General features: G+C 55.2%; 15 protein-coding genes. 2 read left to right on the forward strand and 13 right to left on the reverse strand.

Annotated elements, in window-relative coordinates:
- Positions 1-5: 5 nt before the first annotated feature.
- From HEQ72_RS02585 to HEQ72_RS02600, 4 genes are all read right to left on the reverse strand, one after another.
- Positions 6-1,196 (reverse strand): type III PLP-dependent enzyme, encoded by a 1,191-nt coding sequence (locus HEQ72_RS02585; protein WP_245184052.1) that lies wholly within the window; start codon positions 1,194-1,196, stop codon positions 6-8.
- 238 nt (positions 1,197-1,434) lie between these two features.
- A complete protein-coding gene (speE, locus tag HEQ72_RS02590; RefSeq protein ID WP_168018629.1) occupies positions 1,435-2,292 on the reverse strand; it encodes a polyamine aminopropyltransferase in 858 nt (285 codons plus the stop codon).
- A gap of 96 nt (positions 2,293-2,388) precedes the next feature.
- Complete coding sequence (locus tag HEQ72_RS02595) at positions 2,389-3,228, reverse strand: 23S rRNA (adenine(2030)-N(6))-methyltransferase RlmJ (protein ID WP_168022448.1); 840 nt, start codon at positions 3,226-3,228, stop codon at positions 2,389-2,391.
- Between the two features lie 73 nt (positions 3,229-3,301).
- The gene (locus HEQ72_RS02600) at positions 3,302-4,435 is read right to left on the reverse strand and encodes a DUF2817 domain-containing protein (protein WP_322099461.1); all 1,134 of its coding nucleotides are present in this window, start codon (positions 4,433-4,435) and stop codon (positions 3,302-3,304) included.
- Positions 4,436-4,657: 222 nt separating this feature from the next.
- On the opposite strand from HEQ72_RS02600, the gene HEQ72_RS02605 reads away from it, so the two are divergent.
- Positions 4,658-5,323, forward strand: a complete 666-nt coding sequence (locus HEQ72_RS02605) for a DUF6134 family protein (RefSeq protein WP_168018627.1) — start codon at positions 4,658-4,660, stop codon at positions 5,321-5,323.
- A gap of 1 nt (position 5,324) precedes the next feature.
- Here the strand turns inward: HEQ72_RS02605 and mnmC are convergent, their stop codons facing one another.
- The 9 genes from mnmC to rplM form a co-directional block, all read right to left on the reverse strand.
- The gene (mnmC, locus tag HEQ72_RS02610; protein ID WP_168018626.1) at positions 5,325-7,298 is read right to left on the reverse strand and encodes a bifunctional tRNA (5-methylaminomethyl-2-thiouridine)(34)-methyltransferase MnmD/FAD-dependent 5-carboxymethylaminomethyl-2-thiouridine(34) oxidoreductase MnmC; all 1,974 of its coding nucleotides are present in this window, start codon (positions 7,296-7,298) and stop codon (positions 5,325-5,327) included.
- A 99-nt stretch (positions 7,299-7,397) separates the two neighbouring features.
- Complete coding sequence (locus HEQ72_RS02615) at positions 7,398-8,198, reverse strand: cytochrome c oxidase subunit 3 (protein ID WP_168022449.1); 801 nt, start codon at positions 8,196-8,198, stop codon at positions 7,398-7,400.
- Complete coding sequence (locus HEQ72_RS02620; protein ID WP_168018624.1) at positions 8,198-8,845, reverse strand: cytochrome c oxidase assembly protein; 648 nt, start codon at positions 8,843-8,845, stop codon at positions 8,198-8,200. Before HEQ72_RS02620 ends, HEQ72_RS02615 begins: the two co-directional genes overlap by 1 nt.
- 2 nt (positions 8,846-8,847) lie before the next feature.
- Positions 8,848-10,464 carry a cytochrome c oxidase subunit I gene (ctaD, locus tag HEQ72_RS02625; protein ID WP_168018623.1) on the reverse strand — a complete coding sequence of 539 codons (1,617 nt, stop codon included), beginning with the start codon at positions 10,462-10,464 and terminating at the stop codon, positions 8,848-8,850.
- 58 nt (positions 10,465-10,522) lie between these two features.
- A complete protein-coding gene (gene coxB, locus HEQ72_RS02630) occupies positions 10,523-11,362 on the reverse strand; it encodes a cytochrome c oxidase subunit II (protein ID WP_168018622.1) in 840 nt (279 codons plus the stop codon).
- Between the two features lie 317 nt (positions 11,363-11,679).
- Positions 11,680-13,101 (reverse strand): homospermidine synthase, encoded by a 1,422-nt coding sequence (locus HEQ72_RS02635; RefSeq protein WP_168022450.1) that lies wholly within the window; start codon positions 13,099-13,101, stop codon positions 11,680-11,682.
- A gap of 196 nt (positions 13,102-13,297) precedes the next feature.
- Positions 13,298-14,431, reverse strand: coding sequence for a type III PLP-dependent enzyme (locus tag HEQ72_RS02640; protein ID WP_168022451.1), 1,134 nt, complete (start codon positions 14,429-14,431; stop codon positions 13,298-13,300).
- 630 nt (positions 14,432-15,061) lie between these two features.
- The gene (gene rpsI / locus HEQ72_RS02645; RefSeq protein ID WP_066135203.1) at positions 15,062-15,514 is read right to left on the reverse strand and encodes a 30S ribosomal protein S9; all 453 of its coding nucleotides are present in this window, start codon (positions 15,512-15,514) and stop codon (positions 15,062-15,064) included.
- 3 nt (positions 15,515-15,517) lie between these two features.
- The gene (gene rplM, locus HEQ72_RS02650) at positions 15,518-15,982 is read right to left on the reverse strand and encodes a 50S ribosomal protein L13 (RefSeq protein ID WP_168018617.1); all 465 of its coding nucleotides are present in this window, start codon (positions 15,980-15,982) and stop codon (positions 15,518-15,520) included.
- 310 nt (positions 15,983-16,292) lie between these two features.
- On the opposite strand from rplM, the gene HEQ72_RS02655 reads away from it, so the two are divergent.
- Complete coding sequence (locus HEQ72_RS02655) at positions 16,293-18,083, forward strand: potassium/proton antiporter (RefSeq protein WP_168022452.1); 1,791 nt, start codon at positions 16,293-16,295, stop codon at positions 18,081-18,083.
- Positions 18,084-18,099 lie beyond the last annotated feature (16 nt).

Genomic DNA, 18,099 nt, shown 5'->3' on the forward strand with positions numbered 1-18,099 from the left:
GCCCATCAGGCTGCACGTCGTCGCAAATCCTTCAGCGAAACCACCGAACAGACAGGCAGAACCTCGGCATCATCAACCAGAACCGGGGTTACCGATGCACAGCCATTGAACCGGGTCATCAAGGCCGCAGAGTAAGCACCAAGCCGACCAATCTCGATCCAGTCACCAACCTGAACATCTGACGGCAACCAGAATGGCCCCGGCATGGTATCCACACTGTCACAGGTCGGCCCATATAGATCAAACCCCTGCATGGGCGCTGTCGAAAAATCACGACAGGTGCTTCTGAGAAGCCGCATCGGGAAACAATTGCCAAGATATTTCAGCTCGGCAAGGGAACCATACGTTCCTTCGTTCAGATAAAGCTTGGTGTCACGACGTAATTCCACGCGGGTAATGACCGATGCCCCATCCGCAACCAGGGCACGACCAGGCTCGCAGTACAAACGGCAACTGTCAGGAAGATCCAGCGCCTGTACTTCGGGGGTAATGGCATGACAAAATAACTCGAATTCAGGCTCTTCTCCTGTATAGATTCCAGGAAATCCACCACCAATATCCAACACGGAGAGAGGCACGCCCGCAGCCTGAATAACCTGTCCACACAGCCGGACCGCCTCGACAAAAGGAGCTGTATCGACACACTGCGAGCCAACGTGGAAGGTCAGACCGGCACAATTTCCCGTTGCCTGGATACGCTGAAGCAACAGGACGCTGTCCGTAACCGAGGCACCGAATTTCCCGCTGAGGCACATCATGGCCTGCCCATGGGGCATATCAAGACGGACAACAAGCGTCATATCCAAGGCATTATCTGTCGCAGCCAGAATTTTCTCCAGCTCATCGACATGATCGAGTGCAAACATACGGACGCCGTGCTCAAAGTAAGCTTCACGCACAGCATCACGGCTTTTGACTGGATGCATGTAGTGACATTCAACCCCGGGAAAACGGGCTGTCACCGTGCGAAGTTCCGTAAGAGAAGCAACGTCAAAATGACGAATCCCGCCTGCATACAGGGCATCCAATACAGACAGCGTATGATTACACTTTACAGCGTACATCACACGCCCGGGAAAAACCCCGACAAGGCGGGTCGCCCTGGCCGCAATAACGCGAGGGCGGATCAGCATAAGTGGATCGCGTGGACGCAGCGTCCCCACTGCTTCCTGTGCGGAAGCATAAAGGTGGCTCATGGCACCTACTCCCAACCAAACCGGACCGGACGAGCACAAAACCCGATGGCGCAAATTCGATCGAAGAGCCGATCGCCGTGCATACTCGGAGAACGATGTTCGGTGGAGTAGCCGTGCTTAGGGCAAGCTTTCGAGGCATCTGTATGCCGACCCCGAAAGACGCCGTAAAGAAGAATCGTTACAAACAGCTAAAATTTTCTATACAGAACCAGAATAACGATATGAACTTGGCAAATACTCAACGATGCGTCAAACGACGGATCCACTCTGGCAGCATGAAAGCAGCCGCATGTACATCAGCATTGTAATAATCAGTCTGTATCTTGCTGTTACGGAATCTCTCCTCCACTGCGTGCCGTGGAGCCGACCCCAAGGCCATTCCGCGTGATCCCCAGGTCAGGGCCATAAAGCCGCCGACATACGTTGGCGTTACGGTCAGGTAACAACCGGAGTGCGGAAACACCCGACGCAACTGGACCAAGGTTCCAGAGAGTTCTTCGGGCTGGAAGAAGGGAACACCATTCTGGAATACAACCACACCAGTGTCGGTCAGGGATTCCCGCAGCAATTCATAAAACTCTGTCCGGAACAGCACCTCGGCAGGACCAATTGGATCAGGACGATCGGCAATAATCAGGTCAAAACACCCCCTGTTCTCATCTTGCCGCATAAAATCAAAGGCGTCCCGCACGTGCAGGGTGAAGCGTGGATGATCAAAGATCCCCTTGTGGACAGAGGCAAGGTGCGTCTTGCACAAGGCAATAACACGCTCATCGATCTCGCACATGTCAACATGAAGATCAGGATGCTTCAGGGCTTCCTCAGCCACGGCGCCATCGCCACCGCCAATGATCAGCACACGCTTTACGGTCCCCGTCTCCAGAATTGGCAGATGGGTCAGCATCTCGGAATAACTGGCCTCATCCCTTTCGGTAATCTGGACGTTCCCGTCCAGAACCATGACGCGCCCGACACTGGGCGTGTCAAAAATCTGGATATGCTGGAAAGGCGACCTTTCATCAGCCAGCATGTCACCATCTATGGCCATTGTCTGGGCATAACCACGGTGAAGGGTCTCGGAGAATATGCGGGTCATCTGCTGGGTCCTGCACGTGTATCGGCCAAATGTACCGGTGCAGGGATATAGGGCACAGCACCGAAAAATAAAACCCCGAAAGAGAGGGATGCAACCCTAGGCCCCCCCGGCACACCACCCGGAATCCCAGAACGCGCCTTCCTGCTGTCGCAGGACGTCACACAGAAACGGCATCATGTCATCGGCAGCCTTGATTACAGACCAGGGTGGATTGACAAAAACAAGACCGCATCCATTCAGACGGGACGGGAAAAGATCAGGATAAACACAAAGCTCGACAAACCAAATCCTGGTTCCTGTCAAACTGGAAAGCGCTGCCCGGAATGCCCTATGACTGTCCGGATCCTTGACAGGATACCAAAGAGCATAGGTCCCGCTGGCCCAGCGCCTCAGGCCGTCCCGCACAGCATGCTCCATAAGCTGGAACTCGTCACGACGCTCGAACGGTGGATCAATCAGCACCAGCCCCCTGCGCTCGGGCGGTGGCAACATCGCCTTGATCGCTGTATAGCCATCGCAAGCCTGAACCCGCACGCGCGGATCACGGCCCATATTGGCCGACAGCAAAGCCGCATCATCGGGGTGCAGCTCGCACAGGGCCAAACGATCATTCTGCCGCATGGTTTCGCGGACGATATACGGGGACCCTGGATAAAAACGCCCGGTATCACCGCCAATACGGCGCACAAGATTACAATAGGAAATCAGGGGATCCGGGACGACCGCAACATCCAGAAGACGCCCTATTCCCTCGGTCCATTCCCCGGTTTTGCCGGCTTGCGTACCCTGCAAATCATAAAACCCCGTTCCTGCATGGGTATCCAGAACAAAAAACGGTTTTTCTTTCTGCTTCAAATGCTCGAGGGCTATCAGCAGAAAAGCATGCTTGAAGACGTCGGCAAAGTTTCCGGCGTGATAGGCGTGGCGATAATTCATCAGCTGGACGTGTCAAGGTGAACCGAGGAACACAGACATACAGTCCAATACCCCTGATACCAAGGAAAAAAGCCTAGCCCCCCATTTCAGAAAGCCCGACCAAGGCTTGGCGGATCACTTGACGACCACGCGTCATAACCATCTCCTGCCAATCCGGCGTATCAGGATAAAAGGCACGCCGCACAGCAGCCTTGACCACCCGTGTTCCTGGATCGTGCCAGGACAGGGTCCGGCTGGTGCGATACAGCCCGTGATCTGCCCGCAGGGCCGCAAAGACCTCTGCCCACGGCCAAGTCCCGAATTCCAGACCCAGCATACAGCCGCGTTCCCCGACAACAGGATGCCAGAAATAATCAGACAGACCATACCGGGCAGGATAGAGCGTAGATACAGACGGCATCTCAGAAACACTGGCCCCGAACCACAAGCGGGCCGTGCGGGCCGCCCGTGACTCCGGAGAGCACGCAGAGGACAACCCACCATAGCCAAAGGGACCGGAACCACTGCGGACATCAACAACACACAGGCTGGCACGCCCCGCAAGATCATAATCCCGGACCAGGGATTCCAGAATAACGCGCGACCAGGATGGGCCAGAACCGCCATAGAACAGCCCCTCTGGATGGCTGTACTGACCTGACGCCAGAAGATGCTCTGCAACAGCCTCCGTTTTGCTTTCGATAAAAGCTTTCAGATGATCATCTGCCTGGGCAAGAATTTTAGCATCCAGTGATGCCGGAACCACATCATCCGCTACGGCACTGTAAGCCGTGTCATCAGGAAGAGCGGAAGAGAAATCGATAAAGTTGCGATTCAGGTTTATGCCATCCTCGGTCACCTGCCGTAACCAGGCAAATCCCCATGGATTTATAGCGTGTATCAACATCACCGCACAGCTGTCGGGCAAATGGCCGGGACCACCACCAGCCAACCAGTCTGTCTGAATGGCAGATCCGCAAAACCCGTCAACGCCATGCGTAGCCGATATCAACACCAGAACGCGTCTTGCTGCGCGCGAACCAGCCCATACCACGTCACAGGCCAGCAATTCACCAAAGGGCCCCGTCAAGGCATGACGCCGGCTATCAACAGGCAAGCGCTCCCCCTCTGCAGCCAAGCAGAAATTACGCCGTGCCTCCTCATAGTTTGCAGGGAAAGCGGCCAAGAAACCAGACAATGGATTCAGTTCTGTCTGTAACTGGTTCACCACATACATTCCCCTGTGGAAAATAAAAGTAAACAGACAAGACAGAATAAAATCAGAAGGGATCTCATCATATAACGCATTTACATCAACCACAAAAATTCTTTAACCTTGTCTTTGTTGCAGCCATGAATGTGTGTCTTGAAGAATGTGACGGGAAACACGCACAAATTTTTTTACCCACCTTTATATCTTCATGACCAAAGAGCCGGGAAGGTATCCGCAATGCTTGATCGCAGACTTACATGCTCCGCACTGAAGATTGTCAGCTTTGTCTTTATCTTGCTTGTGTCCATAACCCCGCTTGCAGGACAGGCCCAGCCCCCGGCCAATGAAACCTGGGTCTACTCTGTCCTCAGGGATAGCAATCCCATCGGGACGCACAGCATTGCATTCAATCGTCAGGGGGAAACAACCACGGTCCAGATCAAGACAGAGCTGGCCGTTCAGATCGCCTTTATCACGGCATTCCGCTATGAGCATGAGTCAACAGAAACGTGGAAAGGAAAGAAGCTGGCAAGCCTGGTATCAAAAACGAATGATGATGGTACACATCACAATGTCTCGGTTACAGCAGCCAAGAACGCCCTGAGCGTTACCGCAGACGGCACCGAGAAGCAGGTCCCGGCGGATACCCTTCTCCATAATCAGTGGAATCTGGATAACCTGACCCGCAAGACCCTGCTCTCCCCGTTTGATGGCAAAGTGCTGAACGTATCCGTTGCAGGACCGACCAACGAAACCATCGAGATCAACGGCAAAAGCTTCGACACCCGCCGCTACACCATGAGCGGGGATCTGGAGCGGACCTTCTGGTACAACACCAAGGGACAGCTGGTCCGAACCGCGCTGAAATCACGCGGATCGGATATTACGTATGAGCTGCGTTGATTCACCGTGATCGGCGGCGAAGTGCGCGTATTGCAAAACGACCGGGGTGCAACGCCTCGTACAGATCGGTATCAAGGGGCAAGGGGGAACCATCACACAGAGCTCCCAATACCTCCGCCAAAAGGAAAGCTGTCTGAAAGCCCCGGGATCCAAGGGCACCCAGAATATACAGGCCATCAATCAAGGGAGCTTGGGGGTATGAGGTCCCGGGGCGGCCATGATGCAGGTCACGGTATGCTTCCTGCCAGTCCTTTACCCGGAACAAGGGCCCAACCATCGGCATATGGTCGGCGATGGTTGCCCGGAGCGAAATCCGCCCGCCACACGGCTCCCTGCCCTGCCAACGGTCTGCAACCGTCGGCACATGGTTGCCAAGCAGATCAAGGGACCGGCGCGCATCATCGGCCCGTTCCATCGCCCAGCTGTTATCGCCAATATCAGCCCATCGGTCATAAGTTGCCCCCAGCACCCGCATACGGCCCGCATCACCGGTACCGGATACAGCCGGGGACAGATATCCACCAAAAGACAAGGCAACATCGGGCAAACCCGGAACCTCGGGCATAAAGGCAATGTGCCCGCGGTTTGCCCGGACAGGCAGGTCAGCCTCCGGACAAAGACGCGGAATAGAGGGACCTGCCGCCAGTATAACAGCATCGGCTTCGATGCCTGTTCCTTCCAGATGCCATCCGGAAGCCGTTCTGGCCAAGGCCGTAACCTCACCCTGCACCAAGGGAATATCTGCACTCAGGGCCTGACACACAGACAAGGGGCAAATGGACAGGGCATCGGGAAACCACAAGCCACCGGGGGACGAAGACACCCCGATACCGGCAAGAGCATGTGCCTCTACAGAATCAACAGAAACAGCGACCCCCGGCGGCAGGGTGGGAGCGAGGGCGGTCATTTTCCCGTATTCATCATCACTACGGGCCACCGACAAAATACCCCGGCCAACCACCAGATCCAGATCCGGACACATCTTTTCCAGCTCGGCCATAACACGCAGGGTATGCAGGAAAGCCAAGCCATAAAAGCGGCCGTGTATACCCTGGTCCAGAGTCAGACGCGGCTTCAGCAAACCACACGGGTTTCCCGAGGCACCCTGACCCACCTGTCCGGCACGATCAACCAGGACCGGATCAAAACCACGGCGTTTCAGGGCGGCAGCGGCACTGCATCCCCCTATTCCTGCACCGACAATGGCAATACGGACCCCGGTGCGCAAAGGAGCCGGGCGCCTGAACCAGGGATGCGGACAAGACGGTGATGACTGCTGCAAGACGGCAGCGATACATTCGCGCTTGCGCCCATAACCTCGACGTTTCTCGACACGAAACCCCAAGGACTCCAGCGTACGCCGCACAGGCCCCGCAGCCGTAAAGCTGGCAAGGCGTGCCCCGGGCACAGACAGGGATGCAACAGATTGCAGAACCTCGGCACGCCACATATCCGGATTGCGGGATGGCGCAAAACCATCCAGAAACCAGGCATCAACGCGGGCTGATAATCTGGCCAGCGCCGCACCAACCTCCCCGAACCGCAGGTGAAGACGCACCCTACCCTCTGCAAACGTCAGCACATGGGCACCCTGGAAAGCCCGGGGCCAAACAGCAACCAGTTGCTCTGCCAAGGATGCAAGGGCAGGAAACGCGGACAAGGCACGGCACAAGGCATCCTTTGGTAAAGGAAAACCTTCGACAGAAACATAGTCCAGAAACTGGCTGCGGGCAGGATCATCCAGCCACGCCTTCCATGTCAGCAGAAAGTTCAAGCCTGTACCAAACCCGGTTTCGGCAATGGTATAGTGCGCCCGCCCTTGCCAGGATCGGGGAAGATCGCACCCGTCCAGGAACACGTGACGGCTTTCGGCATCTCCGCCATCCACCGAAAAATAAACATCGTCAAAAATACCGGAAACCGGCGTCTCGTCATCCCGCCAGACCAAGCGGGGATCACCCAAGGTATCGCGCATAGGAACTCCGTTGCCTGCAACGGCCGCACCCTGCCACGAAACAGGCCGGGTGTCTTCCCCGGCCTGCATAGCATCTGTTTTTCAGGGAGAAGGCCGCGATCAGAGCCCAACCCACCAGTAAAGAAAAACAAACAGGAAAATCCAGACCACGTCCACGAAGTGCCAGTACCACTCGGCAAACTGGAAGCCCAGATGCTTGGGGCCATCAAAATGGCCCAGCAAGGCCCGCACCAACATGACGCTCAGCATGCAAACCCCGATGAACACATGAAAACCGTGAAAACCTGTGGCCATATAAAACGTGGAAGGAAAAATACCCTCGCGGAAACCATATGTCAGAAGACCGTACTCCCACGCCTGAAGCCCAAGGAAAATCAGACCGAGGGCGATACTGGCAGCCAAACCCGCCACAAGGCGCCAGCGCTGCCGCAGGGCAATGCCGCCCTTACCCCACATCAGGGTCAGACCGGATGTTACCAGAATCAGGGTATTCGCAAGTGGAAGCCCGAAGGCATGCGCTGTTTCAATACCGGCAGGTGGCCAAACACCGCCAATAACAGGGCTGAAATGCAGGGCATTATGAAAATAAGCCCAGAAGAACGCCACGAAGAACATGACTTCCGAACCAATAAACAAAGCCATGCCCATTTGCAGGCCCGTTACCACTGGTGGGGTATGCGCCCTGTCAATACGGCTTTCCCGAATCACATCCCGCCACCACAGAACCATGGTCAACAGAACCAGGCCCAAACCACACAGCAGTATGAAAGGAGGCTCACCGTGCATATAGTCAACGCCACCCCATGCCATGACAAGGGCCCCCAAGGAACCAAGGGCCGGCCACGGGCTGGGATCTATGATGTGAAATGGATGGCTGCGGGCTGACGCGGCATGACTCATCACAAGACTCCTGATGACGTGGGGACAGGCACTCCATCCGGTTGATCCACGTGGGAAGACGCTGCAGAATCGCTCCCTCCCTCGGGAATCCGGAAAAACGTGTAGGACAGGGTCATGGTTCCAACATCATTGACGTGTTTGTCCGAAACCATGGCCGGGTCAATACTGAACAGAACCGGCATGTCCATGGATTGACCTGGCTCCAGCCGCTGCTCAACAAAACAGAAGCATTCCTGCTTCACAAAATACTGGGCCGCCTTCATTGGTGTTACATTGAACGTGGCCGTACCCGAAACAGCTGCGGCGGATGTATTGGTCGCACGGTAGTGTACCAGAACAGGTTCCCCCACACGGACAGTGACCTCCCGATCCAAGGGAACAAACCGCCATGGCATATCGCGGTTAATATTTGCGTCAAAGCGCACCTTGACCAAACGCGCACCAATCTGGCCAGAGACTTGACCAATACGGGGAGTTCCTTCCAGTCCGGTCAAGGCACAGATCATCCGGTAAGCCGGCACTGCCGCAAACGCAACACCGATCATAACAATGGCCAAGCCAGCGAGAAGGAGGGCAGCACGGACATTGGCCCGCCTGGAATCCTGCACAGCAGGATAAACGGATGTCCGCGCTTCCCCCCCGCGCATGGTCAGCGACCACCGGCCGGAGCGATATGCGGCGGGGTTTCAAAGCAATGCTCCGGCGGAGGGCTGGACAAGGTCCACTCCAAGGTTGTTGCCCCTTCACCCCATGGATTGGCTTCTGCACGGGCACCGGCAGCAAAGGTACGCCAGATAACCGCCAAGAACAAAAGCGCCCCCAAGGCAGAAATATAAGAGCCTATAGAAGACACCATATTCCATCCTGCATAGGCATCCGGATAATCAGGGATGCGCCGCGGCATGCCGGAAATACCCAGGAAGTGTTGGGGGAAGAAAGTCAAATTGACCCCAATGAACATCACCCAGAACTGCACCTGGCCAAGGCGTTCCGGATACTGGCGCCCGCTCATCTTGCCAATCCAGTAATAAAAGGCCGCAAACATGGCAAACAAGGCGCCCAGAGACAGAACATAATGGAAGTGGGCCACAACATAGTAGGTATCATGCAGGGAAATATCGACTCCAGCATTGGCCAGAACAACCCCTGTTACCCCGCCAATGGTAAACAGGAAAATAAAGCCAATCGCATACAGCATAGAGGTGGTAAAGCGAATTGAGCCTCCCCACATCGTGGCAATCCAAGAAAAAACCTTGATACCGGTGGGAACAGCAATGGCCATGGTAGCAGCCGTAAAATAGGCACGGGTATTCACAGCCAGTCCAGTTGAGTACATATGATGCGCCCAGACCAGAAAGCCAACAAGACCGATAGAAACCATTGCGTACGCCATGCCCAGATAACCGAACACAGGCTTTCTGGAGAACGTTGAAACAATATGGCTGATAATGCCAAACGCCGGCAAAATCATGATGTAAACTTCAGGGTGCCCAAAGAACCAGAACAAGTGCTGGTAAAGCATCGGGTCACCACCACCCGCTGGATCAAAGAACGCCGTGCCAAAGTTCCGGTCTGTCAGCAGCATGGTCAGGGCACCAGCCAGAACAGGTAAGCTGAAGACAAGCAGGAACGCCGTAACCAGCATAGACCACACAAACAAGGGCATACGGTGCATGGTCATGCCCGGCGCCCGCATATTGATGATCGTCACAAGAAAATTGATGGCCCCGAGGATAGAGCTGACCCCTGCGATATGAAGAGCCAGAATGGAAAGATCAACCGCACGCTCCCCCATATGCCCCAAGGTCGACAGCGGAGGATACAAGGTCCAGCCTGTACCGGGACCAAGACCGCTAAGACCCGCAAGAACCAACAACAGGAAAGACGGCGGCAACAGCCAGAAGCTGATGTTGTTCATCCGCGGAAAAGCCATGTCCGGTGCACCGATCATCAACGGCACAAACCAGTTGCCAAACCCACCGATCAAACCAGGCATGACCATGAAGAAAATCATGATAAGGCCGTGAGATGTCAGAAACACATTATAGCTTTGGTAATTGTCTCCAAAGACCTGCATCCCCGGGGCATGAAGCTCAGCCCTTATGGCCAGCGACATTGCGGTTCCAACCAGACCCGCCACAACAGCGAACACCAGATACATGGTGCCAATATCCTTGTGGTTGGTTGAATAAACCCATCGCCTCCATCCTGTCGGGGACGCATGTCCGTGCCCCCCGGAATGCGCAGCTACCGTATGACTTTCCATAACGCTTTTCCCCTTGCGTTTCTTGTATCGGGTTTGTTGTCTCGGCGTACCGCTGTTGCTAGTGCACGTTCAAGGCGACCGCATTCTCTCCACCACGCCCTGAAGCGGCTGTTTGAGCAGCAACCCAACGATCAAAATCTTTTTTTGCGACAGCACGGACAGCAATCGGCATAAAGCCGTGCTGAACACCGCACAGTTCCGAACACTGCCCATAATAGGTACCCGGCTTTTCAATCCGGATCCAGGTCTCGTTCAAACGCCCGGGCATTGTATCCGTTTTCACACCAAGAGACGGAACAGCCCATGAATGCAGAACATCTTCCGAAGTCAGAAGAACACGAATTGTTGTGCCAACCGGGACAACGGCTTCACGATCAACAGAAAGCAGGCGTGGCTCGCCTGACTGAAGCGACGCCGCATCCTTCATGAAGCTGTCAAAAGACAAGCCGCCGTGATCAGGATATTCATAAGACCAGTACCACTGATGACCTGTTACTTTTAGGGTCATCTCGGCATCCTGTGCCTTGTCCATCATATAGAGTAGACGAAAGGACGGAACAGCAATACTGATCAGGACAAGAACAGGTACAAGCGTCCACAGAACCTCTACCGCCACATTATGACTAAACGTTGCCGGCACCGGGTTCCGGTTTGCGTTGAAACGCACGACCACATAGCCAAGTAGACCAAGAACCAGAACAACAACCCCGGCCATGATCCACGTAATGAAGTCATGCAACGACGTGATGTGCTCCATGACCGGGGTTGCGGCCTTTTGGTATCCCATCTGCCACGGCTGCGGCTGTCCACCGTCAGCAGCGAGAGTCTGGACGGCTGAAAGACAATAAACCGCCATAAACGACAATACCGGTACAAAACCGACGCGTGTTCTGTTCATAGAAGCCCCCCGGCCCCACTTTTCTTGCCAAACACCTGCCTGCTTTCCCCACCGGCAGATGCTCTCTCCCCATCGTTTCATAACCAGCGGCACCAGAACCGCAACACGAATACTGGCCGCCCATCACGATCAACGATAATGCAGTATCATTGTCACCCCTTCTCTTTTCAAGAGGCTATGTCCATAAATTCCATAAAAAATATCTGCCATATAAAGGTGTTCTGAATAGCACCCAATCATGAGAACCAGCAGATGCAAACAAGAATGAAAACCCGCTCACGCAGAAGCTTCCACAACACCACCGCTGTGCGCCCCGATCAGGACACAATAACATTCCGGAATTGCCACGGGTCATCACGGTCCAAGCATTCATCGAAGAAACGACTACGTCCGTTCAAAGGCGTCCATGACGTATATACACCCTCCACAACACCAAGATAGGGCTGTGCAAGAGACAGTATATCTTCATGCGGCAAGGCTTCGGCTTCAAGGATACCGGCATCCGGATTCTCGATAGCCCAGACAACGCCCGCCAGTACAGCTGCCGTAACCTGTAGCCCCGTTGCATTCTGGAAAGGGGCCAAACCACGTGCTGTTGCAATATCAAGCCGTGATCCATACCAGTAGGCATTCTTCTGATGTCCGAATAACAAGACACCCAACTCATCATGCCCATCCTGAATGTCATCAACAATCTGTACCGGTACTTGCGGGGCATCCCACCCTTTTCCTGCAAGCTCATGCAGGCTGAGAACAGCGGCATCACAAGGATGATAGGCATAGTGACATGTAGGACGATACACAACACGGTCTCCATCATGGACCGTCAGATAATCCGCCAATGAAATAGATTCATTATGGGTAATCAAGAACCCAAAAAACGGTCCCTCGCACGGCGTCCACGTGCGCACCCGAACAACGGCTCCGGGGCGATCCAGCCAGATGGCAGCCTTGCAGCCAAAGTCATGATGATGCCCACCCTGTGGCAAAAATTTCTCGTGCGTTCCCCATCCCAGCTCTGCAGGTTGAAGGCCTTCCGAAATAAAGCCGTCAACAGACCAGGTATTCACAAACGTCATCTGCTCTTTCGGACACGCCGATCGCTGGGTATCCCGCTCTGCAATATGAATGCCTTTTATACCCAGCTTTTGCGCCAGCAAGGCCCAATCCGTTTGCTCTTCCGGGGCCGTAGCGGCAACACCGGTATCACGCGCAATGTGCAACAAGGCGCGCTTGACAAAATGACTGACCAATCCGGGATTAGCACCATGGGCCAGCAAGGCCGTCGGCCCTTTCCCATACTGGCCTGCCAGCATAATGGCCTCTTCCCGGAGGGCATAGTTACTCCTCTGAGCCGGAGAAGCCGCAGGGTCCGTATATCCGCCGGCCCAAGGCTCTATACAGGTATCAATATAAAGGGCACCCCACTCCCGGGCCAGGGAAACCAGGGCGGCCGAACTGACATTCACCGACAGGTTCACGATAAAACCACTCCGCCCCTGCAACAGATGCGCCAAGGTCTGCCGCAAGTTGTCGGCATCCAGTGCCTGCTGGATAAAGCGTACGCCCATTTCTTCGGCAATACCCCGCCCCCTGTCATCTGCACTGACAACAGTAACGTCCCTGCCCGGTAGATCGATGTGCCTGAACAAAAGCGGCAAGAAACCCTGACCGATACCACCAAAGCCAATAATGACAATAGGACCGTTAAAAACCGTCCGTCCAGGCACATGCCCCATAGAATGCCCAACCCCTGAAAAAACTGAAGCAACCCAAGGACAACCCCATACTGGAATACAACACACCATGCAACTACCATAGGTATATCGTATCATCTATACATGGATATCCACGACTGCAGAAAGTGCAAAAGTGACGTAAAAAACTGCCCCGAACCATGGTCCGGGGCAGTCGAGTCACAGTATGACAACGTGTTCAGATATAAAATGCTTGTAGAGGGGGAAAGCCGTTAAAAGCAACGGCCGAATACGTCGTGGTATAAGCACCGGCCGAGCCGATCAGCACCTTGTCTCCAATTTCCAGGGAAACAGGCAAGGGATAGGGCGTATGTTCATAGAGCACATCGGCGGAATCGCAAGTAGGCCCCGCCAGAACACATGGTGCCATCTCTGCACCATCACGCGGCGTGTGAATGGGATAGCGAATGGCTTCCCCCATTGTTTCCGCAAGCCCGCCAAATTTTCCGATATCCAGATACACCCAGCGCAATTCATCCGGACGGGATGACTTTCTTGAAATCAGAACGACTTCAGCCTGTAATATACCTGCGTTGCCGACCATGCCACGGCCAGGCTCAATAATTGTTTCCGGCATACGATTCCGGAAATACCGGTGCAAGGCATCGCTGATCGCACGGGCGTAACTGTCAACATCAGGGATATCGCGCAGGTAACGAACCGGGAACCCCCCTCCCATATTGACCATGGAGAGGTCGATGCCTTTTTCCGACAAAGACTGGAAAATTTCCGCAACACGCTCCAAGGCGCGATCATAAGATCCAACATCACTCTGCTGCGATCCAACATGAAAGGAAACACCGTAGGCACGCAAGCCAAGCGCATGAGCATAGACCATAAGCTCAACAGCCATCTCGGGATCGCAGCCGAATTTACGGGACAGGGGCCACTCTGCCCCTTCACAGTCGAACAGGATACGGCAGAACACCCGCGCTCCCGGGGCAACCCGGGCAATTTTCTCCAGCTCCTCACGGGCATCAAATGCAAAAAGCGTTATGCCCATCTGATAGGCCCGGGCAATATCAGTCTCTTTCTTGATCGTGTTTCCATAGGAAATACGATCCGGTGTTGCCCCTGCCGCCAGTGCCATTTCGATCTCGGGGACCGAAGCTGCATCGAAACACGACCCGAGGCCTGCCAGAAGCGACAGGATCTCCGGGGCCGGATTGGCTTTTATGGCATAGAAAACACGCGTATCGGGCAAACACGTGGCAAATGCCTGGTAATTAGCACGGACCACATCAAGGTCCACAACCAGGCAAGGGCCTTCGGGACGACGGGTTTCAAGGAAATGATGAATTCTTTCAGTCATGGCAGCGAGCTTTCGGCTGTCAGGTTTCACGAAACCGGAAAACCACCCGGACAGCACCCCCATGCTTTTCCGGATATCCCGCAGGCTTCCGGCACCTGCAGGCGAATGGCAGTGCTTGCTGTTCGTGGCTGGCACACCAGGCAGCCGGGGGTTGCCGACTGTTGGGTCATGGGGCCAGTTTTCGGATTGGGGAGAACCAACCCGCACGCTTGGCAATGATGTAAAGTGCCTCTTCAGTAACGCCAACGGTGGAAGGCTGGCGGAGACCAAAAAAGCCGCGTTACGTCGTTGCTTTAGGTCGCCCCCAAAGCCCCGGAAAATCAGGAACTATGGCTGTCCGGCGACGACGGGCACGTGCGAATACGGACAATGTTTCTGTAGCTCCGGACGACAGACAATGCAAACGGTTTTTGCGGTCCGGAATGCCATACTTATGCACTCATAAAAGTGCAGGAATAAACTTTATAAAGCGATAGGGGAAAACAGGTCAGCAAAACAAGATAAAGGGGAAAGACCCAAAGACATATTCCAGACATATCAGCCCGAAACAGGGTGAAAAGCCCCCTCCTGATGCACAAAAGGGGCTGACACATGCCAGCCCCCAGTGAACAGCAACAAAGAACGCTGCAATCAGCGCTTCGAGAACTGGAACGAACGGCGAGCCTTGGGCTTACCGTACTTCTTGCGTTCGACCACGCGGGGGTCACGGGTCAAGAACCCGGCAGCCTTCAGGGAAGGACGCAGCGCCGGGTCAAACAGGGATAGGGCACGGCTGATACCATGACGAATCGCCCCAGCCTGACCGGACAAACCACCACCGTTGACGGTGCATATCACATCAAACTGGTCGGACACGTTGGCAACCGAAAACGGACGGTTGACCAGCATTCTCAGAACAGGACGCACGAGGTACTGCTCCAGGGAGCGGCCATTCACAATAATCTTGCCGGAACCTGGCTTTACCCAAACACGGGCGACAGCATCCTTGCGTCGACCGGTTGCATAGGAACGACCCTGTGCATCACGCTTCGGCTCGACTTTTGGCATCTCCATGACGGAGCCCTTCAAATCCGCGAGGGACATGGATTACGCGCTCCTCTTGTTCTTTGGATTACGGGCAGCCAAGTCCAGCACTTCAGGCTGCTGGCTCTCGTGCGGATGCTCGGCGCCGGCATAAACCCGAAGCTTCTTCAGCTGGGCACGACCAAGCGGACCACGGGGCACCATACGCTCCACGGCTTTTTCAATAACACGGGCCGGGAAAGGACCTGTCAGAATCTGCTCCATGGTACGGTCCTTGATGCCACCCGGATACCCGGTGTGCCAATAGAAACGCTTCTGGGACAGCTTGCGACCGGTCAGGGCGACCTTCTCGGCATTGATGATGACCACATGGTCACCGGTGTCGATATGCGGGGTATAGATTGGCTTGTGCTTGCCCCGCAGTATATTGGCGACGGTGGCGGCAAGGCGGCCCAGAACGACGCCTTCGGCATCAATCACATACCACTTGCGAGACACATCCGTCGGCTTGGCGGAATAGGTTTTCATGGCTCTCACTTTATTTATCGCCGGGCGCAGGCACCATAAGCCAGCACCCCGGTGAAACCAGGAGCGCGGAGTATGCCACGAAGAGAGAAGACGTCAACCAAAATTAATTCTTTTATATCAATGCACTAATGGTGCGGTTTTATAGTACCTTTACTGAGGGCCGCATAAAGCAAGGCATTACAGAGATTATGTGCACAACACATTGCAATCACTCAAACATGACAACGCCCCGAAAGCAGTATCTGTAACGGGGTACGCGCCCTATACTGGAAAAAAGCCTGCCGTCCTGAAAGAAAAGGGAATTCCGCCCGTGGAAACGGCAAACCACCTTATCCTGATTGGTGGCAGCCTGTTGCTGGTTGCAATTCTTACTGGCGCCTTGTCAACGCGCATTGGCGCCCCTTTGCTTCTGGTTTTCCTGGGGTTTGGCATGCTGGCGGGCGAAGATGGCCCCGGGGGCATCCGTTTTTCCAACTTCGAGGCCATTTACACCGCAGCCTCGGTTGCTGTTGCGATTATCCTGTTCGATGGTGGACTACGGACATCATTCCGGTCTGTACGACGATCGTGGGGGCGGGCCGCCGCACTGGCGACGGTGGGCGTTGTGATTACGGCCGTCATAACCGGCATAACTGCCTGGGTTGCCTTTGACAGCGGCGTTCTTGTGGCCCTTCTGACCGGCACAGTCGTCGCCTCAACAGACGCGGCTGCAGTCTTTTTGCTGCTGCACCAACAAGGATCGGCCGTCCGGGAGCGAGTGTCCTCGACTCTTGAACTGGAATCAGGGGCCAACGATCCCATGGCCGTTCTCCTGACCGTTACGCTGGTAGGCATGATCCAGACCAATGGGTCAACAACTGACTCCCTTGTCACCTCAGGTCTGTCACTCCTTCAGGCCTTCAGCGTGGGCACGGCAATCGGCATTGGCGGGGGGGCCGCCCTGGCCTTTCTGGTCAATCGCACCTTGCTGGCCCCGGGTCTATACCCTGTCATGCTGATTGCGGGCGCCCTGTCACTTTATGGAATCAGCCACGTTATGGGTGGCTCTGGTTTCCTGACCGTCTATCTGGCCGGCATCGTTGCGGGCAACCAGCGGCTACGGGCACAAAGCGTCATTCTCCGTTTCCACGATGGCATTGCCTGGGTCAGCCAGCTTGTCCTTCTGGTTGGACTGGGGCTTCTGGTCACTCCGCACCAGCTCCTGCCCGATCTAGGACCGGCCTTGGCTATCGCACTGACTATGGTTTTCATTGCCCGACCGGTGGCGGTGGCCCTTTGCCTGGCTGGCAGCCGCTTTGCCCTGCGGGAGAGAGCCTTTATTGCCTGGGTTGGCCTGCGGGGCGGGGTTCCGATTTATCTCGCCATCATCCCGGTTCTGGCCGGGATTCCGGAAGCCCAGCGCATTTTCAATATTACCTTCACGGTCGTCCTTGTCTCCCTGACCCTGCAGGGGTGGACCATTGGCCTGGCAGCGAGGCTGTTGAAAATTGAGATCCCCCCGGCCCCGGCACAGGAGGGACGCCTCGAGGTCGATATCCCGTCAAACATGGACCGTGATATTGTTGGTTACACCGTCGGGGAAAGCTGCCCCATGGCCGGTCGGCCTGTCTCAGAACTCAGCCTCCCCCAGCGAACGCGTATTCTGGCTGTCCTGCGATCTGGCCTTGTTGTGCCCGAACGCATGCTGCATACCCTGAAAACCGGTGACTTTGTGCTGTTCCTGGCGCCACCGGAACACAGCCTGACCCTTGATCGACAATTCCTGTCCAATAGCCGGAAGAAAAGCAATACAGCCCTAGGGGATTTTGTTATCCCCGGAGCGACGGCACTGGGGCCCGTCTCTTTGGCATACGAAATACCCGTTGATGGGCCTGTCGAAGGCGTCACCATTGCAGAATGGCTGAGGGAGCACTTGGCTGACACTCCATCAATCGGAGATGCGGTATCAGCCGGCCCAGTCGAGCTTGTTGTCGTGCAAACGGAAGGTGACGAGATCATCTCTGTCGGCATTCGCCTTGACCCGACACGCTTGGACCTGTGGGACAAAATTCTGCGATACCTGCCCCGATGGCTGCGGGTGCATATACATACGCACGAGTAATTAAGCACAGCAGCCG

The sequence above is a fragment of the Haematospirillum sp. 15-248 genome (assembly GCF_012102665.1).
GTDB lineage: Bacteria > Pseudomonadota > Alphaproteobacteria > Rhodospirillales > Rhodospirillaceae > Haematospirillum.